The following is an 11,675-nucleotide window of genomic DNA, read 5'->3' as shown; positions in this document are numbered from 1 at the left end:
CGATAGCTTAGGGGAGAGCCGCGCCATGAGACTGACGATCGAAATCGCCGCCGCGGCGTTGCTGGTATTCTGCGTCGGCGCGACGAGTGCTGCCTTCGCCGCCGGCAAGGCCGGTAAAAGCGCCGACGGCCTGAGCTGCTCCTTCAGCGTCGCGAAAAATGCTTCCCCCGCCACCCGCTGCGCCGCGATCAAGCGGCAGTGCGGCGGAAAATTCTACGCCAATTATTGCGGGGATAGGCTGCTGTCGGCGATGTGAGGGCTGAGCGGCAATCACACCTTTCTCTTGTCGTCCCGGCCTGCGCCGGGACGACCGCAATATTTATTGGAACAAATTAAGAACACTTTAGCAAGTCTTTGATATATCATAGTGATTCGGCGCTGTGCCGACACAATATCTATGGTCTGTCCAAGCTTGCGAGGACTACATGTCCACCATCGCCTTCGATCAATTCGCGCTCACCCGCATCGCCGACTTCGCCCGTTCGCTGTCGCGGCTGCATAAGGCTTCCCGCCGCAGGATCGTCGATGACGACGCGATCGACCGCGAGTTCAACGCCGTCTGCATGTCGGTATGGGGCTACACCACGGACGATTTCAGCGACGATCTGTTCTCCGACCAGGATCACGTCTTCCTCGATTCGCTCGACGAGGCCCATGCACGGATCTTTGCGGCCGAACAGGGCTACGACCTTGTCGACGACGAGGGCATGCTGACGGACTGGTGGGGCTATTGCTGGATGATCCTGGCCGAAAAGCGCGGCCTGTTGACGCCGGAAAACCGCGCCGCGGCGCGCGCCGAGATCGAGGAGAAATATCTGTCGGCGCCGAACGTGATCGGCGTCATCGTCGGGCGGTAAGGTCGTCGGCGCTCTTTCCGTCATTGCGAGGAGCCAACGGGTCGCGCGAATGCGCGCCCGATGACAGGCTCCGCGACGAAGCAATCCAGTCTTGGTCTCGCGAATGGATTGCTTCGCTTGCGCTCGCAATGACGGTGTCAGCCTGCGGTGCGTCTAATTCGCTTCCGCGCGTTTGTCTCTGGTCGAAACCGTCTTCGGCACCGAGGTCGCGGGCAGCGCGACGTCGCGGCTCGCTTCCGGCGCTGATGTGGCGATCATTTCCGCCGTCACCGGCGCCACCTTGATCTCGCCGAGCCGGGCGCGGACGTCGGCGGTGAGGCCGGGATAGGAAGCAACCGGTATGAATTCAGCGGTCTGGTCGGCGCCGAGCCGTACCCCGGAATAGGCCACCAGCCCGCTGGTGGTGGCGATCACGTCGCCCGACCGCAGCGAATTGTCGAGCGTGAGATCGACCGGGGCCAACCCTGCAGGATTGCGGCCGTTGCAGGTGCAGTCGGCGCGCAGCGCCTTGCGATAGGCGAAGGCGTTTTCGCTGTCGGCATAGCGCTCGCCGGTCGCCGAGGATGCGCCGTCAATGCTGCTGCCGAAGAAGACTTTGGTCGGACTTGCCGGGCAGAACGCCTGGCACATCTGGACCGGCGAGGTATTGCCGCGCATCAGCGGAAAATACTTGCCGTCGCAGCTGCGCACGCAAAAGGCGGGCCCGGAGCCTGACGCCACACGTGGCGCCGGCGCGGGCTGCTGGTTCTGGCCGAACGGATCGGCAAAGAAATTGGCTTGCGGCGGGGCCTGGCGCTGTGGCCTCTGGGCGCCGCCGAAAAAGAAATCGAACAGGCCTTCGGCGGACGCGACGCGCGGCGCCAGGGCAAGCGAGCCTGCGAGCGCGGCGGCGGCAACAAGCATCATGCGGCGCCGCATGCGCTGAACACTCAACTCTTTACGCAACGCAGACTCCACCCGACGCAACAAGACCGGCCGCAGCGATACGCGCCTCGGCACGGATTCACATTAGTGCGGGATGGTAAACGAGCGGTGACCGGGCAAGAGATTGCCGAAAAGAAATGCATGTGCTCCCTCTCCCGCTTGCGGGGGAGGGCTGGGGTGGGGGTGCCCGACGAGAATGCGGTGTGAACGGTGAGAGCCCCCACCCGCCGCGCTCTGCGAGCGCGTCGACCTCCCCCGCAAGCGGGAGAGGTAAGAAGAAAAACAATTGGGGTTGTCACCCCTTCAAAAATTCACTGGCCTTGTAGAGCGAGCGGAAGTTCAGGCCGGCTTGCGCGAAGGTTTCGCTGGCGCCTTCCTCGCGGTCGACCATGGTGAAGACCAGCGCGATCTCGCCGCCGGCGTCGCGCACCGCTTCCACCGCCTTCAACGCCGAGCCGCCTGTGGTGGTGACGTCCTCGACGATGACGATACGCTTGCCTTGCAGGCTCTCGCCTTTTGCCAATCCCTCGACCGCGAGCCGGGCGCCGTGCTCCTTCGGCTTCTTGCGCACGAAGAACGCCGCGATCGGATGGCCCTTGATCCAGGACAGTTGCGCGATCGCGCCGGCGAGCGGCACCGCGCCCATTTCGAGGCCACCGACATAATCCAGGTTATCGTCCTTCAGCGCCTCAAAGGTCAGTTCCGCCAGCAGCGTCGCGCCTTCGGGATCGAGCATGGTCGGCTTCAGGTTGAAATAGAAATCGCTCTTGCGGCCCGAGGCCAGCGTGATTTCGCCGCGCCCGAACGAGCGCTTGCGGATGATCTCGGCGAGGCGGGCGCGGGAGGCTGATTTGGACAAGGCGTTGTTCTCGGGGCTGAGGGCGGGCGCAATCTATCGGCGACCGCGGGCACATTCCAGCGCCGATCTCGTTCCGTCAACAACGCATAGTTTCCCTATCGGCACCGGCGGCAGCAGCGGTTGTAACCCCAGCAGGTTCCGGGCTACTGAATACCCCGCTTGGCGGGGGAAACGACGAAAATGACCATCGAACTCTACACCTGGAACACGCCGAACGGCCGCAAGATCTCGGTCGCGCTGGAGGAGATGGGCCTGCCATACAAGGTGTTCCCGGTGAACATCAGCAAGGGCGAGCAGATGGCGCCGGAATTCCTCGCCATCAGTCCCAACAACAAGATTCCCGCGATCGTCGATCCCGACGGCCCCGGCGGCAAGCGGGTCAGCGTGTTCGAATCCGGCGCCATCCTGCTCTATCTCGGCGAGAAGACCGGCAAGTTCCTGCCCGTCCCCCTGATCGACCGCATCCCCGTCTATGAATGGCTGATGTGGCAGATGGGCGGCTTCGGGCCGATGCCGGGCCAGGTGCATCACTTCATCGCGCTGGAGAACGAGACGGACCGCGCCTATGGCCTGAAGCGCTTCATGGCGGAGACGCGAAGGCTTTACGGCGTGCTGGACCGCCGCCTGGCAACCAACGAATTCGTCGCCGGACCCTTGTCGGTCGCCGACTTCGCCATTCTCGGCTGGGCTTGGCGCCACCCGCGCCACAAGGTGGAGCTGAAGGATTTTCCGAATGTCGAGCGCTGGTACAACGCCCTGATGGCGCGGCCGGCGGTCAAGCGCGGCATGGAGGCGAAGCTGGATTGAGGTTTATTCAGTGTCATTGCCGGGCTTGACCCGGCAATCCATCCTCTTCGACCAAATTTCATGTCTGCTGCCGCAGACGATGGATGCGCGGGTCAAGCCCGCGCATGACGAGCGCGCTCACGCCCGCTTCGTCTCCAGCGCCATCTGGACCGCCAGCCCGGCGAGCACGGTGCCCATCAGCCAGCGCTGCACCAGAAGCCAGCTCGGCCTGGTGCCGAGGAACAGCGCGATCGAGCCAGCGGCCAGTGCGATCAGCGCGTTGACGCTGACGCTGATCGCGATCTGGGTGAAGCCGAGCGCCAGCGACTGCGTCAGCACGCTGCCGTGAGCCGGATCGATGAACTGCGGCAGCAGCGCCAGATAGAGCATCGCGGCCTTGGGATTGAGCAGGTTGGTGAACAGGCCCATCGCGAATAGTTTGCGCGGGGGATCGACCGCGAGTTCGCGTACCTGGAACGGCGAGCGCCCGTTCGGCTTCAGCGCCTGCCACGCCAGCCACATGAGATAGGCCGCGCCGGCGAGCCGCAGCGCGTCATAGGCGAACGGCACCGCGAACAATAGCGCGGTGATGCCGAGCGCTGCGCACAGCATGTAGAACACGAAACCGAGTGCGACGCCGCCGAGCGAAATGATGCCGGCCATCGGCCCCTGCGTGATCGAACGCGAGATCAGGTAGATCATGTTCGGCCCCGGCGTCAGCACCATGGTCAGCGCAACCAGGGCAAAGCCGAGCAGGGAGGCGGGATCGGGCATGGGGGACTCGCGAAGTGAATTCGCGCGGTTTCTACCGCGCGCGATGTCGCGATGTCATTTCGTAAATTGCTCCGAGTGCAATTCTTCTTCCGCGATGGCCCTGAGCGCACGAACATAGATCTCGATCGCGCTCCGCAGCGGGTCGGCAAACCTGGGATTCGTCGCGATGCTATCCGCGTCGTTCACCGTGCCGAGCAACGGCAGCGTAATCGACGCATCCTTGACGAGTCGCGCCGACATCGTCTCGAGCGTGATCGTCAGAGCTGCCAGCGCGTGGGTCGCTCGCGGCGAAGTATTGATCAGCGCCACCGGCTTGTTCGGAAATTCAAAGCTGCCCACCAGCCAATCGAGCGCATTCTTTGTCACCCCGGCAACGCCACGGGCGTATTCGGGGCTGGAGATCAGGAGTCCGTCGGCTGTTCCGATAATGTTGCGAAAATCGGCGATCTGCCGGGGCAGGCGTTCGCCATCGAGGTCGGGATTGAAGAAGGGAAGCTGCCCGATTCCTTCATAAACCTCAATTTCCACGCCGGCAGGAGCGAGGCGGCCGGCGGCGTGAAGTACCGCGGTGTTCAAGGAGACAGCGCGAAGGCTGCCGGAAATCGCAATGATTTTCATCGGTGGTGCATGGTGGGGTTGCGGGCTGGTTGGGGCTTTCGGCGCGGTGAAAACGCTCAATGCGCCTCGTCCCAATTGTTCGCCGCCCGCGCATCGACATGCAGCGGCACCGACAGCACCACCGCGGGGAATGGCGCGTCCTGCATGACGTGCTGCACCACCGGCAAGGTCGCGGCGACCTCGTTGTCGGGCACCTCGAAGATCAACTCGTCGTGGACCTGCAGCAGCATCTGCGCCGAGAGCTTCTTCTCGGCCAGCGCATCCTCCATCCGCGTCATGGCGCGGCGGATGATGTCGGCGGCGGTGCCCTGCAGCCGCGCGTTGATCGCGGCGCGTTCGTTGAACGAGCGGATCGAGGCGTTGGAAGCCTTGATGTCGGGGTAATGGCACTTCCGGCCGAACAGCGTTTCGACATAGCCGTGGCTGCGGCAGAAATCCCGCGTCGCGTCCATGTAGGCGCGGATGCCCGGAAAGCGCTCGAAATATTTCTTGATGTAGGCGGAGGCTTCCTCGCGGGCGATGCCGAGCTGGTTGGCGAGCCCGAACGCCGAGATGCCGTAGATGATGCCGAAATTGATCGCCTTGGCCCGGCGGCGCACCTCGCCCGGCATGTCCTTGATCGGCACGCCGAACATTTCCGAGGCGGTCATGGCGTGAATGTCGAGCCCGTCCTTGAATGCCTGTTTCAGCACCGGGATATCGGCGATCTCGGCGAGCAGCCGCAGCTCGATCTGCGAATAATCCGCAGACACCAGCTTGTGGCCGGGGGAAGCAATGAAGGCGCGGCGGATCTTGCGGCCGTCCTCGGTACGCACCGGAATGTTCTGCAGGTTCGGCTCGTTCGACGACAGCCGCCCCGTCGTGGTCGCCGCCAGCGCGTAAGTGGTGTGGACGCGATGGGTCTGCGGGTGCACGTAAGTCGGCAGCGCGTCGGTATAGGTCGATTTCAGTTTCGAGACCTGCCGCCACTCGAGAATCTTCTTCGGCAAATCGTGGCCCTGCTCGGCGAGATCGTCGAGCACCTGCGCCGTCGTCGACCACGCCCCGGTCTTGGTCTTGGTGCCGCCGGGAAGGCCCATCTTGCCGAACAGGATGTCGCCGATCTGTTTGGGGCTGCCGACATTGACCGGCTCGCCGGCGATTTCCTGGATTTCGGCCTCGACCCGCGCCGCGGTCTGGGCGAAATCGGCCGACAGCCTCGAGAGTACCTGGCGGTCGATCGAGATGCCGCGCCGCTCCATCCGCGCCAGCACCGAGATCAGCGGCCGTTCCAGCGTCTCGTAGACGGTGGCCATGCGCTCGGCGACCAGGCGCGGCTTCAGTACCTGCCATAGCCGTAAGATCACGTCGGCATCCTCGGCCGAATAAGCGGTTGCCCTGTCGATCGCGACCTGATCGAAGGCGAGCTTGCCCTTGCCGCTGCCCGTGAGTTCGCCGTGGCTGATGATGGCGTGGCCGAGCCAGCGTTCGGACAGCGCATCGAGCGCATGCGAATTGCGCCCGGCATCAAGCGCATAGGACATCAGTTGCGCGTCGTCGTGATTCTGCAGGGTGATGCCGTGTTGCGCGAACATCACCGCGTTGAACTTGATGTTGAAGCCGATCTTCAGGATGCCCTGGGATTCCAGCAGCGGCCGCAGCGACTCCAGCGCGTCGGCCGCCTCGATCTGGTCGGGCGCAAGGCCGGCGGCGAACAGACCGTCGCCGTCGCCCGAGGCCTTGTGGGCAAGCGGGACATAGCAGGCGTCGTTCGGCGCCAGCGCCAGCGCAATGCCCGACATCTCCGCCTGCATCGGGTCGATCGAGTTCGCCTTGGCCTCGATGGCGAAATAGCCGACGTCATGCACCCGCGCGATCCAGGCATTGAGCTGATCGAGACTGCGGATGGTCTGGTACTTGTTGCGATCGACCGGCGTTTTGCGCGCGGCTTCGGCGCGGGCGGCGGCGAGCGCATGGGGCGTCAGGATGACGTTCGATCTATCCGGCTTGCCCTCTTTTCCGACGGCGGAGGCGCGGCCCTTGCCGTTGGCGGAAGCAGGCGGGGCTTGATCGCCGAAAAGATCGCCTTCCGCCGCGCGCGGGGGAGGCGGCGAAGAGCCGGCCGACTTGCCGCTGGCGCCGCTGGCGTTCTTCGCGTCGGCTTCCACGTCCGACGGATCGATCTGTGAATATTCGGCGACGCGGCGGGTGAGGGTGGAAAACTCCATCGCCTTCAGGAACGCGATCAGCTTGCGCGCGTCGGGCTCGTGCACCGCGAGGTCGGCGAGCGGCACGTCGAGCTTGACCTTGTCGTCGAGCAGCACCAGCTGCCGCGAGGTCTCCGCCAGATCCTTATTTGCAATTATTTTTGAGACAGTGCCGCCGATCACGCGCGACAAATCGCGGGCTTCCAAAATTAACTTGCAGAATTTGTTTCCTGAATCTGCGAGTCGTCCAATTGTCTCAGTATCCGCCGTAGGGTTTCCCTTCTTATCCTTGGCTAGATCTTTCTCTCCAAATTTCTCTGAGAGGACTTTTCCGACTTCTGCCGCTGAGCCTGGCTTTATTGGCTTGCCAGCGATACTTGCAATCTGCTCATCAAGCTCGGCCAACTTAGTCTTCAATTCATTCTCGATTATCTCAGGATTCTTCTCCGCAGAAAGAATTCGATCAAGAGAGCCCAATACACTTATCAAGGTGCCTGCAGCTTTTGGCCCCACGCCGGGAACGCCTGGAACGTTATCCGTGGAATCTCCAATCAGCGCCTGGACCTCGACCACCTTCTCCGGCGGCACACCGAATTTCTCGATCACTTCGGGAATGCCGATGCGGCGGTCCTTCATGGTGTCGTACATGGTCACCTTGTCGGTGACGAGCTGCATCAGGTCCTTGTCGGAGGAAACGATGGTCGTGGTGGCGCCGCGCTCGCCGGCCTCGCGCGCATAGGTCGCGATCAGATCGTCGGCCTCGAAGCCGCCCTGTTCGAGGCAGGGCAGGTCGAAGGCGCGCACCGCCTCGCGGATCAGCGCGAATTGCGGGATCAGATCGTCCGGCGCCGGCGGCCGGTGCGCCTTGTAGTCGGGATAGAGCTTGTTGCGGAAGGTGATTTCCGACTTGTCGAACACGATGGCGAGATGCGTCGGCCGGTTGTCCGGCGGCATGTCGCGCAACAGCTTCCACAGCATGTTGCAGAAGCCGAGCACGGCATTGACCTGCAGGCCGTCGGATTTGCGGTTCAGCGGCGGCAGCGCGTGATAGGCACGGAAAATATAGGAGGAGCCGTCGACCAGAAAGACATGGTCGCCCTTGGCGGGCGCCTTGACGGCAGCGGGTTTGATGGCGGCTTTGGGGGATGTTTTCGGCATGGCCGAAACTTAGGGATTTTTGCGCGAATTGACAGCCTTTGGCGGCGGTTGTGCCGCGATTTTTGTGCCGGCCGCCGTCTCCGGCGGCAGTTGCATTGGGCGTCGTTCCGTGTCCCCCTGCGGAGACAGTTGGACCGAAGGAACGGATATGGCCACACAACTCGACGAACTCATGGAGAAGCTGCGCCAGGTTCAGGCTGATATCGAGATCGAACTGGCGAAACGGCGGGAGGAGCTGCGTTTCCACCTCGAAAACCGCCGGATCGTGTTCGAGCGGGAGGTGCTGCGGATCCACCGCGAGCTCAAGACACGGGTGACGCGCTATCTGCTCGACGCCAATCCGCTGATGATCCTGAGCGCGCCGGTGATCTATTTGCTGGTTTTCCCGATCGTATTGGTAGATCTCTGCGTCATGGCCTTTCAGGTGATCTGCTTTCCGGTTTACAAAATCCCAAAGGTGCGCCGCCGCGATTATCTGGTGTTCGACCGCCACCACCTCGCCTATCTCAACGCCATCGAAAAAATCAATTGCGCCTATTGCTCCTACGTCAACGGCGCATTCGCCTTCATGCGCGAGGTGGCGGCGCGCACCGAAATCTACTGGTGCCCGATCAAGCATGCCCGCCGGGTGCTCGGCCCGCATCCATATTACCAGGGCTTTGCCGATTTCGGCGACGCCGAGGCGTTTCGCGCGAAGCTGACGCAGATGAAGGACGGCGTGAAGATCGAGGGGGCGTGAGCGCGGGCCAGCGCCACATATTCTCTTGTCATGCCCGGACTTGATCCGGGCATCCATCAATCTTCGAAAGAGTCTCGTGAAAGCGAATGGATTGCCGGGTCAAGCCCGGCAATGACGAATCCAAACTACTCCGCCGCCTGCAATGCTGGCCCCACCTTTTTCGGCGCGATCCAGAACGTGGCCGGGCGCTCGAACAGGAAGTTGGCGCCGGCAAGAAGCGCGATCCGCCAGATCGCCAGCGCGCCGGCGATGCCGACCACGGTAACGATCAGCGAGATCATCCCGATATCGTGGATCAAACCGGTCTTCAGCAGCAGCGTCCGCGTCGCCGCCATCGGCAGGAAGAACGCCAGATAGATGACGATGGAATGTTCGCCGCAATAGCGCAGGAAATTCAGCCAGTGCGCGCGCGCCAGCAGCGTGCCCGCGGTGACGATGGCGAGAGCGCCCGCAAGCCCCAGCGCCAGCGAGACCAGCGGCCATTCGCTGAAGCCCAATTCGACCAGGCTGCCGTTGACCAGCGCCCAGAGCGCGAGGCCCGCGAGCGCCCATGCAGGACGCGCCCGCGCGCGGTCCGACCATGCGAACACCAGGCCAGCCAACAGGTAGCCGGAATAGAAATAGACGAAGCGTGCGCAGAACTCGTCGATCACGGTCCAGCCGGTCGAGATGTGCGCCATCTCCAGCAGCGCCGCCACGCCCCAGATCAGCGCCGGCGGCAGTTTGCGGCTCGCCTTGGTGACGACGAAGAACACCGGCAGCAAATAGATGAACCACAGCGTCCCGAACGGTTCGACGAAGGATTCCAGATACAGGTAGCCGACATGGGCCCAGCCCGCCTCGGCGGCGAAGGAGGGTGCCTTGAAGCCGAACTGGATCGTCACCCACAGCACGTAGAAATAGGCGAAGTGCACCACCTTGCGGTCGAGATAGGTGCGCCAGTCGCGGTCGATCACGACCGACAGGAACAGGCCCGAGATCAGGAAAAAATCCGGCATCCGGAACGGCTTGGCGAAGGCGACCAGGATGTGCATGAAGCCGGTCTGGCCGGCCGCCGCCTCGACGCCCAGCACCGAATGCATCATGACCACCATGACGATGCAGATGCCCTTGGCGTAGTCGACCCAGTCGATGCGGCCGGGCATTGACTGGATGGGACGCGTTGCGCCTGCGGATGTGCCGTTTGTGGTCATGGGTGTCCCTTTTCGCCGCATCATCGGCGGAATCGGTTTCGTTCTCCTTTATTCATTCAAAGGATATGCCGGTTTTCCGGAACCTTCCCGTTTCCCCTCGGGCCGGAAATGCTTTAAAGACCGCATCGAAATCGGGCTTTGAATTAACCATTATCGACGGGTTTTGAGATGCGTATTGCCATGATCGGCACGGGCTATGTGGGGCTGGTTTCCGGCGCCTGTTTTGCCGATTTCGGCCATCACGTCACCTGCGTGGACAAGGATGCCGACAAGATCGCCAGCCTGCGCCGCGGCGAAATCCCGATTTTCGAGCCGGGGCTCGATATGCTGGTGGCGTCCAACGTCAAGGCCGGGCGGCTGGATTTCGCCACCGATCTGGCAGCACCGGTCGCCGAGGCCGATGCGGTGTTCATCGCCGTCGGCACGCCGTCGCGGCGCGGCGACGGCCATGCCGACCTGAGCTACGTCTATACCGCCGCGCGCGAGATCGCCGCGGCGCTGGATGGTTTCACCGTGGTCGTCACCAAATCGACCGTGCCGGTCGGCACCGGTGACGAGGTCGAGCGGCTGATCCACGAATCCAATCCGTCCGCCGATGTCGTGGTGGCGTCCAATCCGGAGTTCCTGCGCGAGGGCGCGGCGATCCGCGACTTCAAGTTTCCCGACCGCATCGTGGTCGGCACCTCGGACGCCCGCGCGCGCAAGGTGCTCGGCGACATCTACCGGCCGCTGTCGCTCAACCAGGCGCCGCTGATGTTCACGGCGCGGCGCACCGCGGAACTGATCAAATACGCCGCCAACGCCTTCCTCGCCACCAAGATCACCTTCATCAACGAGATCGCCGATCTCGCCGAAAAGGTCGGCGCCGATGTGCAGGAAGTCGCGCGCGGCATCGGGCTCGACAACCGCATCGGCTCGAAATTCCTGCATGCCGGTCCCGGCTTCGGCGGCTCGTGCTTTCCCAAGGACACCCGCGCGCTGGTCAAGATCGCACTCGATCATGACGTGCAGCTGCGGATCGTCGAGGCGGTGCTCGGGGTCAACGACAACCGCAAGCGCGCGATGGCGCGCAAGGTCGCGAGTGCGGCCGGCGGCAGCCTGCGCGGCAAGACGGTGGCCGTGCTCGGCCTCACCTTCAAGCCCGACACCGACGACATGCGCGAGGCGCCCTCGATCCCGCTGGTGACCGGTTTGCTCGATCTCGGCGCCAAGGTGCGCGCGCACGACCCGGTCGGCATGGCGCAGGCGCGCCGCGAACTGCCCGACATCGAATATTGCGCCGATCCCTACGCCTGCGTGCGCGGCGCCGACGCCATGGTGGTGGTGACCGAGTGGGTGCAGTACCGCACGCTCGATCTGGAGCGGCTGAAAAGCGAGCTGGCGCAGCCGGTGGTGGTCGATCTCCGCAACATCTATCGCCCCGAGGAAATGGCGGCGCTCGGCTTCGTTTATGAAAGCGTCGGGCGCTCGAACGAGCCGCGGGGGTGAGATCTCTTTGCGCTCGCGCACAATGACGACTTCCGTCATGGCCGTGCTTGTCACGGCCATCCACGTCTTGTCTTCTCGCGCAAGGAAGACGTG

At 63.3% G+C, this 11,675-nt stretch carries 11 protein-coding genes; 5 read left to right on the top strand and 6 right to left on the bottom strand.

Annotation, left to right across the window (positions count from 1 at the left end; all coding sequences use genetic code 11):
* The first annotated feature begins 25 nt into the window (after positions 1 to 25).
* Both KMZ29_RS25095 and KMZ29_RS25090 read left to right on the top strand, forming a co-directional pair.
* Positions 26 to 256, top strand: coding sequence for a hypothetical protein (locus tag KMZ29_RS25095; RefSeq protein ID WP_215621688.1), 231 nt, complete (start codon positions 26 to 28; stop codon positions 254 to 256).
* Positions 257 to 425: 169 nt separating this feature from the next.
* Positions 426 to 857: a hypothetical protein gene (locus tag KMZ29_RS25090; RefSeq protein ID WP_215603887.1), complete on the top strand. Its 432-nt coding sequence runs from the start codon at positions 426 to 428 to the stop codon at positions 855 to 857.
* Positions 858 to 1,010: 153 nt separating this feature from the next.
* Here KMZ29_RS25090 and KMZ29_RS25085 read toward each other — a convergent pair whose 3' ends face one another.
* Positions 1,011 to 1,763 carry a DUF2865 domain-containing protein gene (locus KMZ29_RS25085; RefSeq protein WP_249779786.1) on the bottom strand — a complete coding sequence of 251 codons (753 nt, stop codon included), beginning with the start codon at positions 1,761 to 1,763 and terminating at the stop codon, positions 1,011 to 1,013.
* Between the two features lie 313 nt (positions 1,764 to 2,076).
* Positions 2,077 to 2,640: an orotate phosphoribosyltransferase gene (gene pyrE, locus KMZ29_RS25080; protein WP_215613670.1), complete on the bottom strand. Its 564-nt coding sequence runs from the start codon at positions 2,638 to 2,640 to the stop codon at positions 2,077 to 2,079.
* A 180-nt stretch (positions 2,641 to 2,820) separates the two neighbouring features.
* Between pyrE and KMZ29_RS25075 the strand changes: the two genes are divergently transcribed.
* Positions 2,821 to 3,447 (top strand): glutathione S-transferase family protein, encoded by a 627-nt coding sequence (locus KMZ29_RS25075; protein WP_215621686.1) that lies wholly within the window; start codon positions 2,821 to 2,823, stop codon positions 3,445 to 3,447.
* A gap of 117 nt (positions 3,448 to 3,564) precedes the next feature.
* Here KMZ29_RS25075 and KMZ29_RS25070 read toward each other — a convergent pair whose 3' ends face one another.
* Genes KMZ29_RS25070 through polA form a run of 3 tightly spaced genes read right to left on the bottom strand, consistent with a single transcriptional unit; the run spans position 3,565 to position 8,162 of the window.
* Positions 3,565 to 4,200 carry a LysE family translocator gene (locus KMZ29_RS25070; RefSeq protein ID WP_215621685.1) on the bottom strand — a complete coding sequence of 212 codons (636 nt, stop codon included), beginning with the start codon at positions 4,198 to 4,200 and terminating at the stop codon, positions 3,565 to 3,567.
* 54 nt (positions 4,201 to 4,254) lie between these two features.
* Positions 4,255 to 4,878, bottom strand: coding sequence for an NADPH-dependent FMN reductase (locus KMZ29_RS25065; RefSeq protein ID WP_249779785.1), 624 nt, complete (start codon positions 4,876 to 4,878; stop codon positions 4,255 to 4,257).
* A complete protein-coding gene (polA, locus tag KMZ29_RS25060) occupies positions 4,875 to 8,162 on the bottom strand; it encodes a DNA polymerase I (protein ID WP_215621684.1) in 3,288 nt (1,095 codons plus the stop codon). Before polA ends, KMZ29_RS25065 begins: the two co-directional genes overlap by 4 nt.
* Positions 8,163 to 8,310: 148 nt before the next feature.
* Between polA and KMZ29_RS25055 the strand changes: the two genes are divergently transcribed.
* On the top strand, positions 8,311 to 8,901 hold the full coding sequence (locus KMZ29_RS25055; RefSeq protein ID WP_215621683.1) for a hypothetical protein: 591 nt from the start codon (positions 8,311 to 8,313) through the stop codon (positions 8,899 to 8,901).
* Positions 8,902 to 9,026: 125 nt separating this feature from the next.
* Here KMZ29_RS25055 and KMZ29_RS25050 read toward each other — a convergent pair whose 3' ends face one another.
* Complete coding sequence (locus KMZ29_RS25050) at positions 9,027 to 10,094, bottom strand: acyltransferase family protein (RefSeq protein ID WP_215621682.1); 1,068 nt, start codon at positions 10,092 to 10,094, stop codon at positions 9,027 to 9,029.
* 168 nt (positions 10,095 to 10,262) lie between these two features.
* Between KMZ29_RS25050 and KMZ29_RS25045 the strand changes: the two genes are divergently transcribed.
* Positions 10,263 to 11,582 (top strand): UDP-glucose dehydrogenase family protein, encoded by a 1,320-nt coding sequence (locus KMZ29_RS25045; RefSeq protein ID WP_215621681.1) that lies wholly within the window; start codon positions 10,263 to 10,265, stop codon positions 11,580 to 11,582.
* The last annotated feature ends 93 nt before the right edge of the window (positions 11,583 to 11,675 follow it).

The organism is Bradyrhizobium sediminis, assembly GCF_018736085.1.
GTDB classification, from domain to species: Bacteria; Pseudomonadota; Alphaproteobacteria; order Rhizobiales; family Xanthobacteraceae; genus Bradyrhizobium; species Bradyrhizobium sediminis.
The sequence above is the reverse complement of the archived record's forward strand: the minus strand, read 5'-3'. Positions and strand labels throughout refer to the sequence as shown.